Origin of the sequence: Arthrobacter sp. Ld5 (assembly GCF_051172775.1) — a bacterium.
Lineage (GTDB): Bacteria > Actinomycetota > Actinomycetes > Actinomycetales > Micrococcaceae > Arthrobacter_D.
In genome coordinates, this window is the sequence record NZ_JBPKBO010000002.1 from 89,976 (window position 1) to 113,150 (window position 23,175).

The following is a 23,175-nucleotide window of genomic DNA, read 5'->3' on the forward strand; positions in this document are numbered from 1 at the left end:
AGCGTCGGAATTATTCAGCACACTGATCGATTGCACCCGGTATGACTACACTCGCAATCATCGGAGCAGGACGCGGCCTCGGCGCCGCGGTGGCACGCCGTTTCGGAGCGGAGGGCTTCTCGGTGGCCCTCATCTCCCGGAGCCAGGGCAAGCTCGACGCGCTGGCGGAGGACCTCGGCAAGGAGGGCATCCAGGCGCGCGGCTTCGCGGCCGACGTCCGCGACCCCGAATCGATCGCCGCGGCCCTCGAAGCGGCGACCGAGACACTCGGGCCCATCGAGGTACTGCAGTACAGTCCCCTCCCGCAGAAGGACTTCATGCGCCCCGTCCTGGAGACCACGCCGGCGGACCTCAGGGGCCCGGTCGAGTTCTCCATCTACGGACCCGTGGCCGCCGTGCACCAGGTGGTGCCCGGCATGCGCTTCCTCGGCGAGAACCGGGGCACCATCCTCTTCGTGAACGGCGGCTCCGCCGTGAAGCCCGGGCGCTCCGTGACCGGGACCTCGGTGGCCTTCGCCGGCCAGGCCGCCTACGCGCAACTGCTGCACGAGGTGCTCGGTGAGGAAGGCATCCACGTCTCGCAGCTGATCATCGGCGGCCGCATCGTCGAGGGTGATCCGGAGAAGGACCCGAACATCCTCGCGGACCTCCTCTGGGGTCTTCACGTCCGGCGGGACACCTTCCGCCACCAGGTCAGCGCCGACTGACTCCTCGAACCGTCCCGGCACACCTACTCTCCGGAGGACCACTGTGAAGATCGCACTGCTCGGCGTCGGACGCATGGGGCACGAACTCGGCCTGCACCTGCTGCAGGCCGGCCACCACGTCACGGCCTGGAACAGGACGGCGAGCGCCGTCGACCGCCTGCACGACGCCGGTGCCATCCCGGTCGGATCGGCCGAGGAAGCGGTGGAGGGGGCCGACGTCGTGCTGACGGTGCTCTTCGGACCGGATGCCGTCCGCGACGTGGTGCTCTCCGGGCTCGCGATCCCGGCCGAAGCCGTCTGGCTCGACGTCACGACGGTCTCCCCCGAGGACGCGCGCGAGTTCGCCGACTACGCCGCGGCGGCGGGGATCCGGTACGTCCACGGGCCCGTCATCGGCAGCCTCGCCCCGGCGCGGGCGGGGACGCTCGGGGTCCTGCTCGGCGGCGCGACCGGTGATCTCGACGTCGTCGCACCCCTCGCCGCGCTGTGGGGCGACGCCGGGCGCGTGCGCCGCCTGGCGTCGCCCGCCGAGGCCGCCACCGGGAAGCTGCTCGCCAACCTCGCCCTGGGCGTCACGCTCCAGGGGCTCGTGGAGGCACTGCGCCTCGGCAGGGCCAATGGGCTCGACGCCGCCGCGGTCCTGGACCTGCTGCAGGGCACGGGCCTGGGCGCCATCGCCGGAATGAAGGGGGCCGTCATCACGGAGGGCTCGTTCGGCGACACCCAGTTCTCCGTGGACCTGCTCGCCAAGGATGCCCGGCTCGTGCTGCGATCCACCCCCGACCCCCTGCCGGCGGTGACGGCGCTCCTGCAGTCCCTCACCGAGGCCCAGCGTGCCGGCGCGGGCGACGATGACATCGCCGTGGTCGCGAAGCCCGAACTGGGGTAGCCGCGCCGCGCGATCGGGCCGGGAAAGGCTGTCTGGACGTCGGTGGGGGTGGGTACGGTACGTGGTATGGCTACCCCAGACACTCCCGGTCCCGATTCCACCCACCAGCGCCCCGACGGCGTCTCCGACCTCACCGTCGAGGCCCTCGGGAAACTCTCCGAAGCCCTCGAGGTGGTGGAGCATGCGCGCGGCTACCTCTACGGCTTCCACCGCCTCACCGGCAAGGCGGACCTCAATCTCTCCGAGGCCGAGGACCTGTTCCGCAAGGCCGGGCACACGGAGCTCGCGGACAGACTCGCCACTGAGATCATTGGCCGCAACGTGATCGAGGGCCGGTGGACCTTCCAGATCATGGAGGACTACGACGACCACTACTACTCCGAGTTCAAGTCCTTCGAGAAGCAGGCGCGCGACTCCCTGGTCGAGGGCAAGCGCCACCTCTTCGAGGCGGAGATGAAGGAGGATCGCCGCACCAAGGGGCTCGAGCACCACGAGGCGCTGCCGCCGGAGGCCTGAGCGGTCTGCCCCTCAGCGCCCACCGACCGGGCTGTCGCCGCCGCTCCGGATGAACTCGTCGTAGTCCCGCTGGTTCTGGTCGGCGTAGACGGCGGCGAAGACGGCCAGGGCGTGGTCGAAGGCCGCTCCCTGTCCCAGATAGGAGGCGATCGCGGTGGGGTCGCCGGTGCGCGCATGGGCCCGCGCGAGTGTCCAGGCGCAGAGGCGTGCGTGGGCCGCGAGCCCCGATGCGGAGATCGTGGTCAGGTCCGCGGAGGTCTTCCAGTCCCAGAGCTGGCGGACGTAGAAGTCGCGTTCGATGCCGTCGAGTCCCGCGGTCCGCAGCCAGCCCAGCAGCACATCGCTCGAGGCCTGGATCAGGCGCTGGCCCCGGACCACCCGTTCGCCGTGGTTGGGGTACCGGCTGGGCCCGAGGTGGGCCTCCAGCGCCGAGGACGCGGCCTGCTTGAGCTGCAGCACGAGCGGGTCCGCGTGCTCACGACCCATCAGCAGCACGATCCAGCTGAGCCTCCCGACGCTGCCGACACCGACGACCTTGCGAGCGACGTCCTCGTACACGTAATGATCGAGCAGGACCTGCCGGTCTGGGGAAAGGGTCTGCCGGTAGTCGGCGATGATGCCGCGGATGCCTTCCTCGAGCTGCTGCGCCTCGACATCGGGCAGGAGGTCCTGGAGGCGCACCACCAGCGGAGGCTCGTCGACGATCCGCGGACGGCCGTCGACGACCTCCGTCAGTTTGCGGGCAGCCCGTGCGCTGTCCTTGCCCATCGCCCGGGAGATCCGGCGGCCGGCGTCCCTCGCGGCATGGCCGCCGAGGTTCTCCTCGATGTCCGGAAGCAGTGCTTCGACGTCCAGCGATGCGTACCAGACCTCCAGTGGGGTCATCGCCGCGAAGGACCTCATGGCGTCCCGGTAGGCCCCGGCCGTCTCGAGGACGGCGGCGCGTCCTTCCGCCCCGCCGAAGCCGCGGTCGCGGGCAGCGATCTCGACGCTGGTCACCATCCTCTTGACGTCCCATTCCCACGGCCCCGGCAGTGTCTCGTCGAAGTCGTTGACGTCGAAGACCAGGCGCCGCTCCGGGGACGCGAAGCCGCCGAAGTTGCTGATGTGCGCGTCTCCGCAGAGCTGGACCTGCAGCCCGGTGACCGGGGTCTCCCGAAGGTCCGCCGCCATGATGGCTGCGCCACCGCGGAAGAACGCGAACGGGGACGCGGCCATCCGCTCGTGCCGGAGGGGGAGGAGCTCGGGCACGCGATCCTTCTCCTGGTCGCGGAGGATCTCCAGCGGGCTCGCTCGGTCCGGGGATGCGGACCACTCGCCGTGACTCCGGCGGGGCACGCGCTTCCGAAGGTCCTTGCCGACCGCGGCCGTCGACGCGGTCGGCCGCCCCGCCCCGGTGAGCTGCGCAGAGGTGTCCGCGGTCCCCGCTCGCTGCATCACGAACCTCCTGTCAGAACGGACCCGGCCAGCTTCCTACCGGCGCCGCCGCCGGACCTCACCCGTGCGAGGTGACATCGGCGGCCATGGCCATCATCCCGGGAGATGCGTCCCATCAGGGGGATGGCGCCATGACGGTGCGCGCGGGGCCCTGCGCGTCAGTAGACTTCGGATATGTTGCGCTCCGACGAATCCTCCCCTGTGACGCCGGAGCACGCCGAGCGCCATGACGCCGACGGCGACCCGCTGGACTTCCTCACCGACCGGGTCGATGCCGCGCGTGGCTCCCTGCCCCGGGCCCTGGCCCTCGCCGGAGAACTGGGCACCGCGGTCCCGCTGCCGGGATCGGGCAGGACGGCCCTCACCTGGCAGCTCCTCACCACGCTCGCCGCCGCCGACCTCACCGTGGCGCGCGTCGTCGAACCCCACCTCGATGCCCTGGCGATCCTCGACCAGGCAGGGATGGGCTCCCCCGCCGGACCGGCCGGCCTGCCCGCCGGCACGTGGGGGGTCTTCGCGGCGGAGGCGCCCGGCGTCGCGCTCACGGCGTCCGAGGGACCGGACGGCACATGGACCCTTACGGGCGTCAAGCCGTGGTGTTCCCTCGCCGATCACCTCGACGCCGCGATCGTCACCGCGCATGTCCGCGAGGGGAAGCGCCGGGCGTTCGCCGTGGACCTCCGCGCCGACGGCGTCATCCCGGAGCCGGCCGGCGCCTGGATCAGCCACGGCCTCGCGGCGGTGACCAGCTGCTCGGTGCGCTTCGAGGACGCGGCCGCCGTCCCGGTCGGCGACGCCGACTGGTACCTCACCCGCGACGGCTTCGCGTGGGGCGGCATCGGCGTCGCGGCCTGCTGGTTCGGGGGCGCCCTGGGCATTGCACGCACCCTCGTCGAGGCCTCACGGCACCGTGCGCCGGACCAGATCGCGCTGCTGCACCTCGGCCGCGTGGACGCCGCGCTCCACGGGATCCGGACGGCGCTCGCCGCCGCCGCCGACGCCGTCGACGACGGACGGGCGGGCGGCCAGGAGGGGGCGCTCCTCGCGGCCCGCGTGCGCTCCCTGTCCTTCGACGGCGCCGAGCGGGTCCTGGAGGCTGCGGCCCACGCTCTCGGCCCCGCGCCGCTGGCCTTCGACGAGCGTCACGCCGCCCGCGTCGCGGACCTGCACCTCTACCTGCGCCAGCATCACGCCGAGCGTGACGACGCCTCACTCGGCCGGCGCGTCCTCGAGGCGTCGGAGCAGGGCGGTGCGGCGTGGTGAGCTTCACGCACGACGGCGAGGGGACCCCCGAGAGCCACTGGCGCACCTGGGAGCAGGACCGCGAACCGGGCGGGGATCTCCAGATCGAGGAACTCTTCGACGGGCGGCTGCCCTCCCGGTTCGTCCTCCTGGCCGCGCACCCCGACGACGAGACCCTCGGCGCCGGAGGCCTGCTCGCCCGGCTCGCACGTGACGGCGTGCAGTGCGACGTCGTCGTCCTCAGCGACGGAGAGGCCTCCCACCCCTCTTCCCCCACCTACTCGCCGCGGCAGCTCGCGGAGCTGCGGCGCAGCGAGGTGACGAACGCGCTCCAGGTCCTGGCTCCGGCCGCGCGGATCACCTTCGAGGGGCTGCCCGACGGCGGCATCACGCCGGAGGACGTCGCGGCGGTGCTGACCCGTGAGCTCGGGGACGGCGAGACCGCCCGAACCCTGGTGGCCGCACCGTGGCGCCACGACGGGCACGCCGATCACGACGCCGTCGGTGCCGCCGCTGCGCGATTCTGCGAGGATCACGGCGTCACGCTGCTGGAGTACCCCATCTGGCTCTGGCACTGGGGAACGGCGGAGGAGCAGGCCGAACAGCTCGCCGACCTGTCGCTGCACCACCTCGCCGCCGACGACCACGCCCGCAAGGGCTCCGCCCTCGCCACGCACGCCTCGCAGACCCAGCCCCTGTCGGACGCGCCGGGTGACGAGGTGCTGCTGACGCCCGGCGTCCTCGAGCACTTCAGCCGCAGCTTCGAGTCCTTCTTCGTCACCGGGGGCCCGTCGACCTTCGAGCGCCTGCACCGCGACCGGGCGGATCCCTGGGAGGTCGCCGAGCGGTTCTACGAGCAGCGCAAGCGCGCCCTCACGGTCGCGAGCCTGCCACGACGCCGCTTCTGCCGGACGCTGGAGATCGGGTCCTCGGTGGGAGCCCTCACGAAGGACCTGGCCGCGGTGTCGGACAACCTGCTGGCGCTCGACACCAGCGAGACGGCGGTGCGCCGCACCAACGAGGCCGTCATCCAGCACGCCGCCGCCACCGCGCGGCTCGCCACCGTCCCCCGGGACTGGCCCCGCGAGGACGGGCCGTTCGACCTGATCGTGCTCTCGGAGACCGGCTACTTCCTGTCCTCGGACCAGCTCGACGAGGTCATCCGGCTCATCGGCGCATCCCTCGACGACGACGGCGTGCTGGTCCTGTGCCACTGGCGCCACCCCATCGAGGGCTGGGAGCTGGACGGGGACACCGTCCACCAGCGCGTGCGGGAGCGGGCGGGCCTCGCCACGCTCTCCCTCCACACCGAGGAGGACTTCCTGCTCGAGATCCTCGTCCCCGGGACCGCCCTGTCCGTCGCCCGGCGGGAGGGCCTGGTGTGATCCCCGGCCAGGTGGCCGTCGTCGTGCCCGCCCGCAACGAGGAGGAGCGGCTCGCAGCCTGCCTCACCTCGCTCGACGCGGCCCGCACGCACCTCCTGCGCACGGTGCCGAGGATCCTCGTCTCCGTGACCGTGGTCCTCGACCGCTGCACGGACCGGTCGGCCGCCGAGGCACGCACCGTGCCGGGCATCTCCGTCATCTCGGGCAGCTTCGGCTCGGTCGGGGCGGCGCGCGACGCCGGCGCGAGGTTCGCGCTCGCGAAATCCCGCAGCCTGCCACTGCGCACCTGGATCGCCAACACCGACGCCGACACCACGGTGCCGCGGGACTGGCTCCTCCAGCACCACCGCCTCGGCAGTGACAACGACCTCGTCCTCGGGACGGTCCGCCCCACGCTCACCCCCGACAACGGCGAACGGTTCCGGCTGTGGTCCGATGCCTACGTGCCCGACGACGGGCACCACCACGTCCACGGCGCGAACCTCGGGATCCGGGGAACCACCTACCAGGAGCTGGGCGGGTTCGGCCCGCTGGAGCAGGACGAGGACGTGAGCCTCGTCGAGCGCGCCAAGGCGCACGGCGCACGGTGGACCGCGTCCGGCGCGCTGACCGTCACGACGTCGTCGCGCACCGTCGGCCGGGTGCCGGCCGGCTTCTCCACGTACCTCAGTCGGCTCGGCTGAGGAGGACGACGACTGATTTTCCTGATCGTCCGTGGCATCTGCTAGACAAGGGGAGTCACGGAACGGGTCGCGCTGGGAGCAGGCCGACGTGGCCGCTTTCTATGGGGGATGAACGACATGCGATTCGGCGACATGCTGCGCCAGGCGCGCACCACGGCGGGACTCACGCAGGCCGAACTGGGCGACGGCGTCTACTCGACCCATTTCGTCTCCCTGCTCGAGCGCGGCCTGCGCCAACCCACACCCGACATGGTGCAGCATTTCGCCGCGCGGCTCGGCATGGACCCCCGCACCCTGACCTGGTGGGTCGAGCAGCCTCCCGCCGATGATCAGCCGGCCCTCACCACCGCCGTGTTCGCGGCGAACTACGCACGCGACATGCGCGACGACGGCCTGGCGGCGTGCGAGGCAGAGCATGCCGCGAGCATCGCGTTCGAGCAGCGGAACGCGCCGGTCTGGTGGGACATGTCCATGCTCCAGGCGCAATCGCTGATCGGCCTGCGCCGGCTCGACGAGGCGGAGAATGTCCTGCTGACCATGGACAGGTCGTCGCTGATGTCTCCCACGCCCGAACTGCGGTCGATCGTCCAGGGGCGGCTGTCCGTCGTGGCACGAAGCTCGGGACGGCTGGTCGAAGCCGTCGAGCTCGCGCGCCGGGCGGTGGAACTGACCGGCGGGCTCCCCGACCATGCGCCGGCCCGCCTGCAGGCGGCCTTCATCCTCATTGCCGCGCTTTCGGTAAAAGGCGAACTGGACGAGGCGTGGGACGTGGCAACGAGTCTGGACATCACCGATGGGGCATCTCCCGCTCCATCCCTCCTCATCGCCCAGGGAGCGTGGGCGATCGGCAACGTCGCTTTCCGCCGGGGGGATGTGGAGGTGGGCGAGACGTACCACGGGCTCGCAGGCAAATTGCTGTTGCCGCAGGCGGACCTGCAGGCCTGGACCGAGTTCCACCGGGCGAGCGCCGACTACAAGCTGCACGCCGGCATCGTGGACGACTCCGTCCGAACCGCGCTCGACAACGCGGCGCTCGGGCTCCAGCTCGTAGGCACGACGACTCACCGGCAGGAACTGGAACTCGCTCAGGCCCGATACGCCCTCCTCACCGACGACCTCGACGCGGCCCAGAGCCTGTTGAAGGGGTTGATCAACCAGCGGGATCTGCTCGATTACGTAGCCGAGACCGATCTCGAGGAGTGCCTCGGCCTGTACTACGCGGCGCGCGAATCACCGAAGCAGGCTGCCCACCACCTCGCCGCCGCCGCTCGGCTGCACTCGGAGGCCGGCGCGGACGAGAAGGCACGCGAGCTTCTGGACCGGATCCAGGACCTCTCCGGCTGATCGGCACCCCCTTTGGGGCCGTGGGACCGTCGACACTCCTCCGGCGTGGTCCTACCATGGCAGGTGCGCGAATGCCCCTGGACATCGGGGCCGCGCTCGTCGACGAGCGGCCCACCCGCCGCTTCTCGGTGCTGGGGCCGGCCACAGCGTCTCGACATGCATCGCACCCCAAGGACATCCATCATGCAGGGTAGAAGCACGCCCATCGTGGCGGCGGCACTCGCCGCCGTCCTCCTGTCCACCGCCGGAGCCGCCACGGCGTCCCCCGCGGTGACCGTCTCCGCCCACCGCGGCGGAGCAGTGACGGCCGGCGACACGGCCGAGGTCGCCACCGGACTCGTCAGCCCGCTCCGGGTGGCGACCGGCCGCGGCAACACCGCCTACGTCTCGCAGAACTTCGTGGGCAAGCTGACCGGCATCGACCGCAACGGGACGGCCACCACGCTCCTCGACCGTCCCGGCATCGAGATCGGCGGCGTGTCCACCAACAAGGGCGACGTGTACTTCACGGAAAGCGCGGGCGGCCCGATGAGCCCCGACGATCCGTTCGTCGCGAACCTCAGCGTCCTGGAGAAGGGCACGCCCCGGGTGATCGCCGACCTCGCCGCGCTCGAGACCGAGAACAACTACGACGGCGGCAACGAGTACGGGTTCCAGGACCTTCCTGCTGACTGCACGGAACAACTCACGCAACAGCTCCCGCCGGACGTGCTTTCCTTCGTCCTGCCGCACGGCGGGGAGGTCTACTCGCACCCCTATGCGACAGCGGCATCCCACTCGGGACGCTACGTGTACGTGGCTGATGCCGGGGCCAACGTCATCTGGACCGTGGACACGCGGCGCGACACAGCCGACGCGACGGTCCTGGAGCCGGTGGCGACGACCTTCACACCCGAGCTCCTCGCCTCCGTCAAGGCGCAGCAGGGCGTCGAGCTGCCAGAGTGTGTCCTCGGCCGGACCTACAACTCCGAGCCCGTCCCCACGGACATCGAGTTCGGTCCGGACGGCCTGCTCTACCTGACGTCGTTGCCCGGGGTTCCGGAGGATCCGACGCTCGGATCGGTGCGCAGCTTCGATCCGGAGTCCGGTGACGTCGAGCTCGTCGTCTCCGGGCTGACCTCGCCCACCGGACTGGCGTTCGACCGCCGCGGCAACCTCTTCGTCGCCGAGCTCTTCGCCAACAGGATCTCGGTCATCCCGGCGGGCACCGAGGAGGCGGTGCTCTTCCGCGAGGCTCCCCAGCCCGCGGATGTCGAGGTCGACGGCAAGTACCTCTACGCGACGACCCGCGCACTGCCGGCCGAACCCGAGTCCGGCGCGGCCCCGGCCGAGCCTCAGGGCACGCTCGAGCGTACGCGCCTGGAGTACGGCAAACGGTAGGAGGACCCGCGACGCCGCGCCCGGATCGGGGCGCGGCGTCGTCGCGTAGCGAGGGCCGCCGGCGGCGGCCTGCGGCGCTCATCCGCCGGCGCGCCCCGACGCCGCGGGCTCCTTCTGCCATGGCCAGCGCCCACTGATCTCGAGTTCGAGGGACCAGCTCAGGAACGTCCGGATGAGGACGATCAGCGCCAGGACACCCACCGATTCGAACGTCGGTGTCACCGCCACGGTCCGGATGATGTCCGCGGCCACGAGCAGTTCGAGGCCCAGCAGGATCGACCGGCCGAGCCGCTGGCGATACCTGCTGTAGATGCGGTCCTCTCCGTGTCGGCGCAGCAGAGCCATGCCCGCGATCAGGGTGGCGACGATCGCCCCGATGACGATGGCCGCCACGCCGGCCACGTCGATCGCCTTGCCGGCGAGCTCCATACCTTCCTGGAACGTCACCGCACGCCCCCAGGCGCCGGATCGGTCCCGGTGGTTCCTGGCGCCGGATCGGACCCACGCAGGAAGAACGCGCCGAGCGACCCCGCGAGCGTCGCGAAGACGGCCACGGAGTACACCGCGAGCAGTACCTGCAGGATCCGCGCGAACGGGGTGGTCGGGGTGAGGCCCGATCCCGTGATCGTCGCCATCGCGGCCTCGAACAGGGCATCGGCGTAGGAACCGTGCGAACCGGTGGCATACAGCAGTTGGCTCGAGGCCAGGATGACGACGGCGGTCACGGCTGCGAGCCAGCCGATGCGGCTCGAGAGCAACCGACCGGCTGATCGGGAGCCGCGCACGCCGGCGGACACGATGCCGCCGAAGCGGGCGAAGCGTGCCAGGCGCGCCAGGCGCAGTGCCTGCAGGGCCCTGAAGAAGCGCAGGAACGGCACGAGGAGGAAGACCACCTGCCACCAGTTCCTCTTCCAGAAGGTCCTGCCGAAGCCGGCGATGTACGCGCGCAGCAGGAACTCGGCGACGAAGATCCCCCAGAACACCCACCCCAGCACGGTGAAGGTCGTGATCATGCCGGGATCCGTCGCCAGCAACTGTCCGAGCACGACGAACAGGAAGATCACACCGAGAAGGCCCATGGGCCTGTCGAGTCGTTGCGCCACCGCGTCGGCCCGGTCGAGGCCCACGCGCCCGGTGCCCTCCGTCGCCGTCGTCGAAGGACTCATCCTCCCCCGTCCGGGTAGCTCAGGACGCCCTTGAGTGCAGACGCGCTCCCGAGCTTGCCGGCCGGGATGACGCTGAGCTTGCCGTTGGTCTCGAGCACGACGGCGGCGACCGAGGACACGTCACCCGATCCCGTGCCGCGGACGGCCTGCAGGACCTCCGACTCCGTCAGCCTGTTCCGGCGCAACTCGTCCTTCTGCAACTCCCCGTCCACGAGGAGCGCCACGGGTCTGGCGGTGACCGCGGTGCGCGCAGCGGGCCAGCGGGCGGAGATCCAGGCCACCGCAAGCTGCAGTCCCGCGAGCAGGGCCAGGGCGGCGAGACCCTCGAGGTATGCGACGTCCCCGCTGAGCAGGATCGTCGCCAGGGTGGAGCCGAGGGCAACCGTGACCACGAAGTCGAACGCGTTGAGCTGCCCGAGCGTCCGTTTGCCCGACAGCCGCAACAAGCCGACGAGGGTGGCGTAGGAAACAGCACCGACGATGAGGACGCGGGCGATGTTCGCCCACGAATCGAACCACACGGCTTGCGCCTAGGACATGGACGAGAGCAGGGCGGCGCACGCCTCCTCACACCGGCGGCACGCCTCGGCGCACACCTTGCAGTGCTCGTGCATCTCCGCGTGCCCGGCGCACTCGTCGCCGCAGGTCTTGCAGGCCGTCCGGCAGGCTTCGAGCAGGGCGCGCGTCACGCCGGCGTCGTAGCCCGTCTGGCGGGACAGCACCCGTCCGGTCGTGGCACAGATGTCGGCGCAGTCGAGATCTGTGCGGATGCAGCTGCGCAGCTCGGCGACCATGTCCTCGGCCAGGCAGGCGTCGGCGCAGGCGGTGCAAGTCTGGGAACAGTCGAAGCAGGCCTCGATGCAGCGGGCGAGCAGATCGCTGTCGAAACCGTCGCGATCCTTCGGATAGGTGTCGAGCATGGCGCGGGCGTTGGACATGATTCTCTCCTTCGATCGGTTCCGGCTATGGGGTGCTGCTCTTTTTCGACAGTACGCTTAGCAGTTGGCGCGCTGCCACCCTTCGACCGGATGAATCCACTTCGTCGGGTCACGGATCCGGGCGGAAGCGCCGGATGCTGTAGACGATGAACGCGACGGCGAGCACACCGGAGAGGATCAGGCTCGATCCGGCACTCCACCCGCCGGGCAACCACCACCGCTCCTCGAGCGGCCACCAGCCGGGCACCGACGGCTGGACCACCCAGGGGACCCCGAGCAGCACCAGCACGAGTGCTCCGGTGAAGCTGAAGGTGATGCCGAGCCTGCTCTGCACCCCCTGGGCGGCGGCGGCGAAGGCCTTCTGCCTCACCGGCCGGAGCCAGCGGCGGGCCCAGTCGTACTGCTGGGCGAGAACCGCGAGCCCGCCGACGAGCGCCAGCAACCCCGGCCCCGGGAGGACGAGAGCGGCGAGGCCCACCAGCACCAGCAGCCATCCCACCAGGAGGCCGAGAATCCGGGCGGCACCCCGGGGTGTTGTCCGGCCGGCGGAGCTGGAGCCGTTGAACCGCACCCGGTGGCTACGGAAATGCATCCGAAGTACTCAGTAGGCTTTGCATTCCTCTATGATGGATTCAGATCGATGCCGGAGGCAAGGACCACGGCCGCGCGTACCGGGGTTGCCCTATGGCCCGGAGCGCGGCCGGCAGGGGATCCCGACCGGCAGGACCACACACTTCCCGCGCAGCGCGGGCCCCCAGAAGGAGATTCATCGTGATCGGATTCATCATCGCCGGCCTCATCATCGGCGCACTCGCCCGTCTCATCAAGCCCGGCAAGCAGAACCTCGGCCTGATCGCCACGCTCCTGCTGGGAATCGTCGGTTCGCTGATCGGCGGCACCATCGCGAGTTTCCTCGGCACCGGACAGATCATGGAGCTGAATGTGCTCGGCTTCATCGTCTCGGTCATCGCCGCCGTGCTCCTGATCGGCGTCGCCGAGGGCCTCTCGGGCCGCCGTCGCGTCACCCACTGATCGTTTCGCGCAGCACCGAAGGGGCGGCTCCGGCCGCCCCTTCGTCGTACCCGGCACACCCCGGCCGTCCCGCTCGTTCATGCAGTACCCGTGCCCACGGAACGTCCAGCTTGCGGGTGTAGCGTAGGCGCCAGATGGGGCACAGATTCGTTCGGAAGGCTCAATCATGAACAAGAACTGGCGCTGGCTTCCCGCCGGCATCGTCCCGGTCGTCATCGTCGCCGCCGCCGTGGGCGGATCCGCGGTCGCCGAAGCCCAGCCGCAGCTCCCGGCGAAGACCGCGCAGGAGCTGCTCGAGTTCGTGGCCGCGAGTACCGATGACGCCTACTCCGGAACCGTGGAGCAGTCCTCGGACCTCGGACTGCCCGACATCAGCATGGCCACGCCCCCGGGCGGTACGTCCGGTTCGGACCCCACCACCACGGCGCTCGAACTCCTCACCGCCGACCACACCGCGCAGGTGTACGTCGACGGTCCGGACCGCGCACGGGTCCAGGTGCTCGACCAGCTCGCCGAGCGCAACGTCGTCGTCAACCAGGACGACGTCTGGTTCTACGACTCGAGCACCAACGAGGCCACGCACGCCGTGCTGCCCGACCGCGCGTCCGCCACGGCGGAGCTCGAAGCGACACTGCAGGAGAAGGCGGTCGAGCACCCCGAGCTGCAGGACGTCCCCCGCACCCCCGCGGAGCTCGCCGAGGTATTCCTCGCAGAGATCGATCCGACCACCGAGGTGACCGTCGACGGCACCAGCCGCGTGGCCGGCCGCAGCGCCTACGAGCTGCGGCTGACCCCCGAGGACACCGCGACCCTGATCGGCTCCATCGCCGTCGCCGTGGACTCCGAGACCGGCGTCCCGCTGAGCGTCACCGTGCAGGCCAAGGGCCAGGAGGACGCCGCGTTCCAGGCCGGCTTCAGCGCCGTGGACTTCAGCACCCCCGACGCCGGCGTCTTCGAGTTCACGCCGCCCGCCGGCGCCACCGTCACCGAGGCACCCACGGTCGAGGACGTCGAGGCCCGCATGGAGGCGAAGGACCAGCCCGCCGCGGCGGACGAGCCCGTGGTCCTCGGCGAAGGCTGGAGCGCCATCGTGGAGCTGCCCGCCGGCACCGCGGCGGAGCTCGGGGTCGCCCCGGGCAGCGGCGAGGCGGCCGGGATGGCCGACATCATGGAGATCAAGCCCGGCATGGATCCCCAGGATGTCGCCGGAGCCGGGGCGCTGCTCGACCAGGCCCTCACCGAGGTGGACGGCGGCAGGGCCCTCCAGACCTCCCTGGTCTCGGTGCTCATCACCGACGACGGCCGCGTCCTCGCGGGCGCCGTCGGCGTGGACCAGCTCGTCGCCGCAGCCCAGCGGTGATCCGCAGGGGCCCCGCTCACCCGCCGCGGGTCCGCGGGTGAGCGCCGGTGCGTTGGCCATCGAGACGCGCGGACTGACCAAGGTATTCGGCCGCCAGAAGGCGGTGAACGACGTCGACCTCGCCGTCCCCCGCGGCACGGTGTTCGGCTTCCTCGGCCCCAACGGCTCCGGGAAGACCACCACCATCCGCGTCCTCCTGGGCCTCGCCGAGGCATCCAGCGGCGACATCCGGCTGCTCGACGGCGCCATGCCGAAGGAGGCGCGCACCGTCCTGCCGCGCGTCGGGGCCCTCGTCGAAGGCCCCGCCATCTACCCGTTCCTATCCGGGCGCGCGAACCTGCAGCGGTTCGACGCCGCCGACCGCCACACCTCCCCGGCCACGCGGGACCGGCGCGTGGACGCCGCCCTCGAGCGCGTGGGCCTCGGCCACGCGGCGACGAAGCGGGCCCACGCCTACTCGCTCGGCATGAAGCAGCGCCTCGGTATCGCCAACGCGCTCCTCGCCCCGCGGGACCTGCTGATCCTCGACGAACCCACCAACGGCCTCGACCCGCAGGGCACGCGCGAGGTGCGCAGCCTCATCCGCTCCCTGTCCGACGACGGCACCACCATCTTCGTCTCCAGCCACCTGCTCGCCGAGGTGGAGCAGATGTGCACCATGGTCGCCGTGATGAGCGCGGGCAGGCTCGTGGCCCAGGGCTCGCTGGAGGAACTGCGCGCCGAGGGCACCGTCCGGGTCCGCGTCACCACGCCCGATGTGGCCGACGCCCGCCGGATCCTCTCCGGGCTGGGCCTCCACCCCGAACCCCACGGGCGCGACGACGTCGTCGCCGCAGAACTGGCCGTCCCCGGACTCCTGCCCGAGGCGGTCAACGCGGCCCTGGTCCACGCCGACGTGCGGGTCCGCGGCTTCGAGGCGAGCGGCGCCTCGCTCGAGGACCGCTTCGTCGCCCTCACCGGAGAGGGGTTCGACGTTGCCGGCTGAACGCTCACTGGGCCTCTCGCTCGTCCTGTCGGAGATCACCATCCTGTTCCGGCGGCTTCGCACGTGGGCGATGATCGGGGCGCTGGCCCTGATCCCCATCCTCATCGCCGTCGTCGTGCGTGTGGCCTCCGACGGCTCGGGCAGCGGCCGCGGCCCCGCGTTCCTCGACAGCATCACCCAGAACGGCCTGTTCGTGTCGCTCACGGCGCTGACCGTGGCCATCCCGCTGTTCCTCCCGCTGACCATCGGCGTCGTCGCGGGCGACACGATCGCCGGCGAGGCGAATCTCGGCACCCTCCGGTACCTGCTCGTCGCCCCGGCCGGACGCCTGCGGCTGCTGCTCGTGAAGTACGCGGGGGCTGCGCTGTTCTGCCTCGTCGCGACGCTGACGGTGGTGGTCACCGGCGCGATCATCGGGGCGCTGCTCTTCCCCGTGGGCCCGGTGACGCTCCTGTCGGGGGACACCGTGGGCATCGCCGGCTACTTCGGCCGGTTGCTGCTGCTCGCCCTGTACGTGACGGTGTCGCTGATGGGGCTCAGCGCCATCGGCCTGTTCATCTCCACGCTGACCACCATCCCCGTCGGGGCAATGGCCGCCACGGCCGCCCTGGCCGCCGTCGCGCAGATCCTCGGCGCGCTCCCCCAGCTCGAATGGCTGCACCCCTGGCTGTTCACCAACTACTGGCTGGGTTTCGGCGACTTCCTGCGGCAACCCCTCGTCTGGACCAGCTTCCTCGACAACGCGCTGCTGCAGCTCGGCTACATCGCGGTGTTCGGGAGCCTCGCCTACGGGCGGTTCAGCACGAAGGACATCCTGAGCTGACGGGGCGAATGGCACCGCAGAGTTAGATTAGGCTACCCTTGGTAGCGGAGGGCAGGGCCCTCCGGACGACTCCCCCACTGCCTGAGACGAGACCCTGATGCACGCGCGCCCCCTGACGAAGACCCTCGTCGGCCTGACCGCCCTCACCTCGATCCTCACGGGGTGCAGCGCCATCGGCGGCGACTCCGCCGACCTGCAGATCTACTCGGCGCGCCACTACGACCTCGAGGGTGCGTTCGGGCAGTTCACCGACGAGACGGGCATCACCGTCGAGTTCATCACCGGTGACGACGCGGAACTCCTCGAGCGCCTCAAGGCCGAGGGCGACGACACGCCCGCGGACGTCTTCATGACGGTCGACGCCGGCAACCTCTGGAACGGCGCACGCCAGGGCGAACTCGCCGCGACCGATTCCCCGGTGCTCGACGAGGCCGTCCCCGACGACCTGCGCGACGCCGAGGGCCGCTGGTACGGGCTCGCGCTGCGCGCACGGACCGTCACGTACAACCCCGACGCCGTGGACCCTGCCGCCTTCGACGCGACCGACACCTACGCCGGCCTCGCCGACCCGCAGTGGAAGGGCCGCCTCTGCATGCGGGACGCCACCTCCGCCTACACGCAGTCCCTCGTCGCCAGCCTGATCGACCTCCACGGCCGGGAGCGGGCCCTCGAGATCGTCCAGGGCTGGGTGGCCAACGACGTCGCGATCATGAGCAACGACATCCTGCTGCTCGAGGCCATCGACGCCGGCACGTGCGACGTCGGCATCAACAACCACTACTACCTCGCCCGGACCCTCGAGGAGAACCCCGACCTGAACGTGGACCTGTTCTGGGCGAGCCAGGAGGGCGCCGGCACGCACGTGAACATCTCCGGCGCGGGCGTGGTCGAGGGCTCCGACAACGCGGAGGACGCGCAGAAGCTCATCGAGTGGCTCGCCACCGACGGCCAGAACGCCTTCGTCGACGCCAACCACGAGTTCCCCGTCAACCCGACCGTCGAGCCGGAGCCGGTCATCGCGGCCTTCGGCGAGTTCACGCGCATGCCGCTCAACGCCGAGGCCTACGGCACGCTCAACGCCGACGCCGTCGACCTGCTCGCCGAGGCCGGATACAAGTGACCGACACGGCGGCGCTCGCCGAGCCGCGGCCGCCCCGCCGTCGGTACCGGGCGTACGGCGTCGGCCGGCCGGCCTGGTCGATGCTCGTCGTCACCGTCGCCGTCGTCGTCGCCACCCCCGTCCTGGCGGTCGTCGTCGACGGCCTGGGCAGCCTCGGGAGCACCGCCCCGCCGCGGGATCTCGTCCCGATGATCCTCACCACCCTCGCCCTGATGCTGGGCGTCGGCGCGGGAGCGCTGCTCGTGGGCGGGGGCCTCGCCTGGCTCGTGACCGCCTACCGGTTCCCGCTGCGGAACGTGCTGGTATGGCTGCTCGTCCTGCCCCTGGCCGTGCCGGCCTACGTCCTCGGGTTCGTCTTCCTGTCCGTGTTCGACGTCGCCGGCCCCGTGCAGTCCCTCCTCCGTGCCGTCTTCGGGACGGACGTGTGGGTGCCCGAGGTCCGCTCGCTGCCCGCCGCGATCCTCGTGATGACGCTCTCCCTGTACCCGTACGTCTACCTCATGGCGCGGTCGGCGCTGATCGAGCAGTCCTCGGGGACGTACGACGCCGCCCGCACCCTGGGCTCCACGCGCGGGCAGGCCCTGCGCCGCGTGGTGCTGCCGCTCGCCCGGCCCTCCCTTGCGGCGGGACTGGCCCTGGTGATGATGGAGACGCTGACCGACTTCGCCACGGTGCAGTACTTCAACGTGCAGACCGTCTCGGTGGGCGTCTACCTCGTCTGGAAGGGCACGTTCGACTTCCACGCCGCAACGCAGCTGGCCGTCCTCGTCCTGCTGTTCGCCGTGGCCGTCCTGGCCGCCGAGCGGGCACTGCGGGGCCGCGCCCGCTACCACCAGCAGGGCGGGCGCCGGCAGGGCTTCCAGCCCGAACGCCTGCGGGGTGCTCGCGCCTGGGGCGCGACGGCGGCCTGCCTCGCGGCCCTGTCCGCAGGGTTCCTCATCCCCGTGGGGCAGCTGCTGATCTGGGCTTTCGGCCAGATCGCCGCCGATGCCGGATTCCTCGCCGACCCGCGCTTCGCCGAGTACCTGGCCAACAGCCTCCTGGTCGCGGCGATCGCCGCCGTCGCCTGCGTGGCCATCTCCCTGGGCATCGGCCACGCGGTCCGGATGGGCGGAGGCCGTGTCGTCTCCGTCGCGGCGCAGCTGACCACGTTCGGGTACGCGGTGCCCGGCGCCGTCATCGGGATCGGGGTCCTGCTGTCCTTCGCCACCCTCGACACCGCCCTGGAGCGTGCCGGCGTCCCCGGCGGGACAGGGCTGATCGTCACCGGCTCGGTGATCGGCATCCTGTACGCCTATGTGATCCGGTTCCTCGCCCCGGCCTACCAGTCCGTCAGCGCGAGCCTCGAGAAGATCAGCCCCGCCGTCACGGCGTCCGCGCTCAGTCTCGGTGCGGGCCCCCGACGCATCCTCGGCCGGGTGCACCTGCCTCTCGCCCGCCCGGGCGTCGCCGTCGCCCTGATGCTCGTGGTGATCGACGCCGTGAAGGAACTGCCCATCGTCCTGCTCCTGCGGCCGTTCGGGTTCACGACGGCGTCGGTGTGGGTGTACGAGCTCGCCCGCGAGAACTTCTGGGAGAAGGCCTCCCTCCCCGCCCTCGTCATCGTGGCAGCAGCCATCATCCCCGTGTTCGTCCTCGTCCGCCAGACCCGGCGGCGCGACGTCCTCGGGACCACGTCCGGAAAGGAGGGACAGTGACGGCACAGATGCAGAGCGCACCGCCGGCCGGTCCCGGCCCTGCGGGCGCCCCACCGGCGCTCACCCTCGAGGGGGTGACCAAGCGCTACGGGTCCGCCCGCGGCGTGGAGTCGCTCGACCTCGCCATCCCCGCGGGGGAACTCGTCACCCTGATCGGCCCCTCGGGGTGCGGCAAGTCGACGACGCTGCGGCTCGTGGCAGGCCTCGAGCGGCCCGACGCCGGGCGGATCACCGTGGCCGGCGAGGTGGTCGCGGACCGCTCGCGGTTCGTGAACCCGGAGAGCCGGCGCGTGGGACTGGTGTTCCAGGACCATGCCCTCTTCCCGCATCTGAGCGTCGCCCGGAACGTGGCGTTCGGCCTCGACCGGCTGCCGCGCGGCGAGCGCCGGAAGCGCGTCGGCGACCTCCTGGACCTCGTCCAGCTGGGGCACCTCGCGGAGCGGTATCCGCACGAGCTCTCCGGTGGTGAGCAGCAGCGCGTGGCCCTCGCCCGCGCGCTGGCGCCGCGCCCCGCCGTCGTCCTCCTGGACGAACCGTTCTCCAGCCTCGACGAGTCGCTGCGCGCCCAGGTGCGCCGCGACACGGTGGCGGTCCTGCGGGAGACCGGCACCACGGGCGTACTCGTCACCCACGACCAGACGGAGGCGTTGTCCGTCGGGACCCGCGTGGTCGTCATGAACGGCGGCGTGATCGAGCAGGCCGATGCTCCGGAGAAGGTCTTCGAGCAGCCCGCCACGCGCTTCGTCGCCTCGTTCATGGGTGACGCCGACTTCCTGCCCGCCCACGTGCACCGCGCCCTGCTGACCTGCGAGATCGGCGTGGTGTCGACGGTCCCGGGCTGGGCGGACAGCGACGTGGACGTCGACGTGGTCCTCCGGCCCCACGAGGTGGCCCTGCGCGCCGCCCCGGACGCCACCGCCCACGTCACGGCCGTCGAGTACCACGGCGCGTTCGTGCTCCACCACGTGGCGCTCGCCTCCGGGCGCACCCTGCGGTCCTGGCAGCCCCACGACGTGCGCCATCCCGTCGGCACGGCGGTCACCGTGACCGTGGCCCCCGGCACCTCCCCCACGCTGCTCGTCGGCGACCGCGCCGTCACGACGCCGCCCCGCAACGCTCCCCGGCCCCCGGTGGTCCCGTGAGCATCGACCCGCACCTCTCCGAGGCCACCTTCACCGATCTCGCCCGCCACGGCGGCCGGCCCGCGGTGCTCACCGCAGACGGCGTACTCTCGTACCGCGAGCTCGCGGCGCGGGTCGACGACGTCGTCGTCCGCCTCGGCACGGAGCGCCGGCTCGTGCTGCTCGCCGCCCGCAACGACGTCGAGACCCTCGTGGCGTACCTCGCCGCGGTCACGGCCGGCCATCCCCTGCTGCTGGTGCCGGCGGACAAGCCGGCCGCCCTCCAGTCGCTCGTGGCCGCCTACGACCCCGACGTGGTGCTCCGGACCGCAGACGGCTCCCTCGACCTCGACGAGCGCCGGCCCGGCACCCGGCACGCGCTCCACCCCGACCTCGCGCTGCTGGTCAGCACGTCGGGGTCCACCGGCTCCCCCAAGCTGGTCCGGCTCTCGCGGACGAACCTCGAGGAGAACGCGCGGTCCATCGCCGAGTACCTGGGCATCGGGCCGGACGACCGCGCCGCGACCACCCTCCCGTTCTCGTACTGCTACGGGCTGTCCGTGGTCAACAGTCATCTGGCCCGCGGCGCCGGTCTGGTCCTCACGGACCTGTCCGTCGTCGACCCCTGCTTCTGGGACCTCGTCCGCGAACGCGGCGCCACCTCGTTCGCGGCCGTCCCCTACAGCTTCGATCTGCTGGACCGCGTGGGCTTCGCGGACATGGACCTGCCGAGCCTGCGCTACATGACGCAGGCCGGCGGGCGGCTCGCACCGGAGAAGGTCCGGTTCTGGGCGGAGACCGGGCAGCGGCGGGGCTGGGACCTGTTCGTCATGTACGGGGCCACGGAGGCCACCGCCCGGATGGCCTACCTCCCGCCGGACCTCGCGGCGGAGCACCCGGGGACCATCGGGGTGCCGATCCCCGGCGGCTCCTTCCGCATCGATCCCGTCGAGGGCCTGCCGCACGGGGAACTGGTCTACTCCGGGCCGAACGTCATGCTCGGGTACGCCGAGAGCCCGGAGGACTTCGCCCTCGGGCGCGAGGTGCACGAACTCCGGACCGGCGACCTCGCCCGGCAGCACCCGAACGGCCTCTACGAGGTGGTGGGCCGACGCAGCCGCTTCGTGAAGATCGCCGGGCTGCGGGTGGACCTCGGGCAGGTGGAACGGATCCTCGCCGATCTGGGCGCCGTCGCGGCCGTCGCCGGCTCCGACGACGGCGGCCTGGTGATCGCGGTCGAGGGCGAGCACGACGGCGGCATGCTGGCGAAGATCCTCGCCGCGGACCTCGGGCTGCCCCGGGCCGCCGTCGGGGTGCACCCAGTGGAGAGCCTGCCCCGGCTCGGCACCGGGAAGATCGACTACCCCGCCGTCCTCCGCCTCGCAATCCCTCAGCCCGACGCTCCGGTGGAGCGTCCCGGCCGGGAGGGGCCCGCCGACGTCGCACGGATCTACGCGGAGTGCCTCGACCGCCCGGATGTGCGCGCCACGGACACGTTCGTCACGCTCGACGGCGACTCGCTCTCCTACGTGGCGCTGTCGGTCCGGCTGGAGGCGGCCCTCGGCCGGCTCCCCGCCGACTGGCACCTCCGGACCGTCGGGGAGCTGTCCGGCCGCGGCACGCCCCGGCGCCGCCGTCGCCTCGTCTCCTTCCTGGAGCCCTCGATCGTGCTGCGCGCCGTCGCGACCGTCTGCATCGTCGCCGCCCACGTGGAGCTGTTCACGTTCCACACCGCGCACCTGCTCTTCGTCATCGCCGGCTTCAACTTCGCCCGGTTCCAGCTCACCGGGACGCGGACCGGGCGGCTCCGGCGCCACGCCCGGAGCCTCGCGAGGATCGTCGTCCCGTCCGTGGCGTTCATCGCGTTCGCGTACGTGGTCACGGACGACTACAGCGTGGCCAACATCTTCCTGCTCAACGGGATGGTGGGGCCGCAGGAGGTCACCAGCGAGTGGCATTTCTGGTTCGTGGAGATGCTCGTCTACGTGCTCGTCGCCGTCATGGCTCTCCTCGCGATCCCCTGGCTGGACCGCCTGGAGCGCCGTGTGCCGTTCGGGTTCGCGCTGGGCCTGCTGGCGGTCACGCTGCTCAGCCGGTACGACATCGTGGATCCCGGCCTGCCCAAGCCGTTGCCCGTGTTCTGGCTCTTTCTGCTGGGCTGGGCGGTGGCGCGGGCGGACAGCATGCCCCGCCGCCTGCTGGTGTCCGCCGTCGCCGTCCTGACCGTGCCGGGCTTCTTCGACCACCCGCTGCGGGAGGTGACGATCATCGTGGGCCTGCTGCTCATCACCTGGGTGCCGGCGCTGCCCGTGCCCTCGGTCCTGCGCCGCGTGACGGGCTGGCTGGCCGCCGCGTCGCTGTACATCTACCTGACGCACTGGCTCGTCTATCCGGTGCTGATGCCGCTCGGGCCGGTCGTCGCGGTGGTCGGCTGCCTGCCCGTCGGCGTCGCCTACTGGGCCCTGTGCTCGTGGCTGCCGACGGCCTGGTCACGGTGGCGGGAGCGCACCGGGCGGCAGCGGCAGCTGACGGCGTAGGTCCGGTCCGGGGTGCGGACGGGATCGCGGTGATCGCTGATCCCGTCCCACCGTGTGCGGTTCAGTCGGTTCGGGAAGCCGCCGACCGGATGACCTCGGCGAGGTCGCGCGGGCGGCTCCACATGGGCCAGTGCCCCGTCGGGAGGTCGACGACGTCGAGGTGCTCGACGGTCGTGACCTCCGCGAACATGGCATGGCCCGCCCGGGCCAGCTCCAGCATCTGCGCGCTCGGGATCGAGCAGCACACCAGGGTGGTCCGGACCTGGCGGCGGGCATCGTTCGTGAGCTCGACGGGCTGACGAAGCACGGGGCCGGGCTCGGGGACAGCTCGGGCACGGAACCGTTCGAGGGCCTCTGCGCTCAGGCCCTCGAGGCTCGCCTGCTGCCCGAGGAGCTCGAAGGACGGCAGCGGCAGCTCCTCCACCCCCTCGGGGAGGTCCGGGGCGAAGGCACTTCCCGGCGCCACAGGGCCGGAGTCGACCCACACCACTCGCTGGACACGCTCAGGGCACCGGTCGAGGACGAGGCTGACGGGGGCATTCGCCCCGCTATGGGCGACGATGACCGCCGGCTGATCCGCGGAGACCCCGAGTCGAGCGAGGAGGTCCAGGATCGCTGCGGCTTGATCGTCGAGACTCCTCGCCGCACGGTCTGGGTCGTTCTCGTCGAGACCGGGCAGTGTCATCGCGATCGCGCTGGTTCGGCCGTCGTTCAGGTGTTCCAGGACGTCGTCCCAGGCCCACGCGCCCAGCCAGTGGCCGGCGATGAGAATGATGGGCGGACTGCTCGTAGTCGTTGTCATGTCACCACCCT

The 23,175-nt window shown here is 71.5% G+C and carries 23 protein-coding genes; 16 read left to right on the top strand and 7 right to left on the bottom strand.

Translation table 11 applies throughout. From position 1 onward, the window contains the following. Positions 1-41: 41 nt before the first annotated feature. From ACSGDB_RS00800 to ACSGDB_RS00810, 3 genes are all read left to right on the top strand, one after another. Positions 42-707, top strand: a complete 666-nt coding sequence (locus ACSGDB_RS00800; protein WP_434992037.1) for an SDR family NAD(P)-dependent oxidoreductase — start codon at positions 42-44, stop codon at positions 705-707. A 43-nt stretch (positions 708-750) separates the two neighbouring features. After that, a complete protein-coding gene (locus ACSGDB_RS00805) occupies positions 751-1,596 on the top strand; it encodes an NAD(P)-dependent oxidoreductase (RefSeq protein ID WP_434992039.1) in 846 nt (281 codons plus the stop codon). Between the two features lie 66 nt (positions 1,597-1,662). Further along, entirely contained in the window at positions 1,663-2,112 is a 450-nt protein-coding gene (locus ACSGDB_RS00810; protein ID WP_434992040.1) for a hypothetical protein, read from the top strand. Between the two features lie 12 nt (positions 2,113-2,124). Here ACSGDB_RS00810 and ACSGDB_RS00815 read toward each other — a convergent pair whose 3' ends face one another. Beyond that, a complete protein-coding gene (locus ACSGDB_RS00815; protein WP_434992174.1) occupies positions 2,125-3,549 on the bottom strand; it encodes a DUF2252 domain-containing protein in 1,425 nt (474 codons plus the stop codon). 174 nt (positions 3,550-3,723) lie between these two features. On the opposite strand from ACSGDB_RS00815, the gene ACSGDB_RS00820 reads away from it, so the two are divergent. The 5 genes from ACSGDB_RS00820 to ACSGDB_RS00840 all read left to right on the top strand — a co-directional run bounded on the left by ACSGDB_RS00820 (position 3,724) and on the right by ACSGDB_RS00840 (position 9,583). After that, on the top strand, positions 3,724-4,812 hold the full coding sequence (locus ACSGDB_RS00820) for an acyl-CoA dehydrogenase (protein WP_434992042.1): 1,089 nt from the start codon (positions 3,724-3,726) through the stop codon (positions 4,810-4,812). After that, positions 4,806-6,176, top strand: a complete 1,371-nt coding sequence (locus ACSGDB_RS00825; protein WP_434992043.1) for a PIG-L family deacetylase — start codon at positions 4,806-4,808, stop codon at positions 6,174-6,176. The genes ACSGDB_RS00820 and ACSGDB_RS00825 overlap by 7 nt, the downstream gene beginning before the upstream one ends. Beyond that, positions 6,173-6,859, top strand: a complete 687-nt coding sequence (locus ACSGDB_RS00830; protein WP_434992044.1) for a glycosyltransferase — start codon at positions 6,173-6,175, stop codon at positions 6,857-6,859. The genes ACSGDB_RS00825 and ACSGDB_RS00830 overlap by 4 nt, the downstream gene beginning before the upstream one ends. Before the next feature lie 108 nt (positions 6,860-6,967). Beyond that, positions 6,968-8,203, top strand: a complete 1,236-nt coding sequence (locus ACSGDB_RS00835; protein WP_434992046.1) for a helix-turn-helix domain-containing protein — start codon at positions 6,968-6,970, stop codon at positions 8,201-8,203. Positions 8,204-8,386: 183 nt separating this feature from the next. Next, on the top strand, positions 8,387-9,583 hold the full coding sequence (locus tag ACSGDB_RS00840; RefSeq protein ID WP_434992048.1) for a ScyD/ScyE family protein: 1,197 nt from the start codon (positions 8,387-8,389) through the stop codon (positions 9,581-9,583). A gap of 78 nt (positions 9,584-9,661) precedes the next feature. Here the strand turns inward: ACSGDB_RS00840 and ACSGDB_RS00845 are convergent, their stop codons facing one another. The 5 genes from ACSGDB_RS00845 to ACSGDB_RS00865 all read right to left on the bottom strand — a co-directional run bounded on the left by ACSGDB_RS00845 (position 9,662) and on the right by ACSGDB_RS00865 (position 12,279). Beyond that, positions 9,662-10,030 carry a DUF1622 domain-containing protein gene (locus ACSGDB_RS00845; RefSeq protein WP_434992049.1) on the bottom strand — a complete coding sequence of 123 codons (369 nt, stop codon included), beginning with the start codon at positions 10,028-10,030 and terminating at the stop codon, positions 9,662-9,664. After that, entirely contained in the window at positions 10,027-10,749 is a 723-nt protein-coding gene (locus tag ACSGDB_RS00850; RefSeq protein WP_434992050.1) for a hypothetical protein, read from the bottom strand. The genes ACSGDB_RS00845 and ACSGDB_RS00850 overlap by 4 nt, the downstream gene beginning before the upstream one ends. Further along, the gene (locus ACSGDB_RS00855) at positions 10,746-11,270 is read right to left on the bottom strand and encodes a DUF421 domain-containing protein (RefSeq protein WP_434992052.1); all 525 of its coding nucleotides are present in this window, start codon (positions 11,268-11,270) and stop codon (positions 10,746-10,748) included. The genes ACSGDB_RS00850 and ACSGDB_RS00855 overlap by 4 nt, the downstream gene beginning before the upstream one ends. A gap of 9 nt (positions 11,271-11,279) precedes the next feature. Next, complete coding sequence (locus ACSGDB_RS00860) at positions 11,280-11,687, bottom strand: four-helix bundle copper-binding protein (protein ID WP_434992053.1); 408 nt, start codon at positions 11,685-11,687, stop codon at positions 11,280-11,282. 109 nt (positions 11,688-11,796) lie between these two features. Then, positions 11,797-12,279 (bottom strand): PGPGW domain-containing protein, encoded by a 483-nt coding sequence (locus ACSGDB_RS00865; protein ID WP_434992054.1) that lies wholly within the window; start codon positions 12,277-12,279, stop codon positions 11,797-11,799. Positions 12,280-12,458: 179 nt separating this feature from the next. On the opposite strand from ACSGDB_RS00865, the gene ACSGDB_RS00870 reads away from it, so the two are divergent. The 8 genes from ACSGDB_RS00870 (at position 12,459) to ACSGDB_RS00905 (ending at position 22,362) form a co-directional block, all read left to right on the top strand. Then, complete coding sequence (locus ACSGDB_RS00870) at positions 12,459-12,719, top strand: GlsB/YeaQ/YmgE family stress response membrane protein (protein WP_434992056.1); 261 nt, start codon at positions 12,459-12,461, stop codon at positions 12,717-12,719. Positions 12,720-12,885: 166 nt separating this feature from the next. Next, positions 12,886-14,079, top strand: a complete 1,194-nt coding sequence (locus ACSGDB_RS00875) for a LolA family protein (protein ID WP_434992057.1) — start codon at positions 12,886-12,888, stop codon at positions 14,077-14,079. A 37-nt stretch (positions 14,080-14,116) separates the two neighbouring features. Next, on the top strand, positions 14,117-15,064 hold the full coding sequence (locus ACSGDB_RS00880; protein WP_434992058.1) for an ABC transporter ATP-binding protein: 948 nt from the start codon (positions 14,117-14,119) through the stop codon (positions 15,062-15,064). After that, positions 15,054-15,887 (top strand): ABC transporter permease, encoded by an 834-nt coding sequence (locus ACSGDB_RS00885; protein ID WP_434992060.1) that lies wholly within the window; start codon positions 15,054-15,056, stop codon positions 15,885-15,887. Before ACSGDB_RS00880 ends, ACSGDB_RS00885 begins: the two co-directional genes overlap by 11 nt. Before the next feature lie 97 nt (positions 15,888-15,984). Beyond that, entirely contained in the window at positions 15,985-17,007 is a 1,023-nt protein-coding gene (locus ACSGDB_RS00890) for an extracellular solute-binding protein (protein WP_434992062.1), read from the top strand. Further along, entirely contained in the window at positions 17,004-18,704 is a 1,701-nt protein-coding gene (locus ACSGDB_RS00895; protein ID WP_434992065.1) for an ABC transporter permease, read from the top strand. Before ACSGDB_RS00890 ends, ACSGDB_RS00895 begins: the two co-directional genes overlap by 4 nt. After that, positions 18,701-19,846 (top strand): ABC transporter ATP-binding protein, encoded by a 1,146-nt coding sequence (locus ACSGDB_RS00900; RefSeq protein WP_434992066.1) that lies wholly within the window; start codon positions 18,701-18,703, stop codon positions 19,844-19,846. Before ACSGDB_RS00895 ends, ACSGDB_RS00900 begins: the two co-directional genes overlap by 4 nt. Further along, positions 19,843-22,362 (top strand): AMP-binding protein, encoded by a 2,520-nt coding sequence (locus ACSGDB_RS00905; protein WP_434992068.1) that lies wholly within the window; start codon positions 19,843-19,845, stop codon positions 22,360-22,362. Before ACSGDB_RS00900 ends, ACSGDB_RS00905 begins: the two co-directional genes overlap by 4 nt. Before the next feature lie 61 nt (positions 22,363-22,423). On the opposite strand, the gene ACSGDB_RS00910 is transcribed toward ACSGDB_RS00905, so the two are convergent. Then, positions 22,424-23,164 (bottom strand): alpha/beta fold hydrolase, encoded by a 741-nt coding sequence (locus ACSGDB_RS00910; protein ID WP_434992069.1) that lies wholly within the window; start codon positions 23,162-23,164, stop codon positions 22,424-22,426. Between the last annotated feature and the right edge of the window lie 11 nt (positions 23,165-23,175).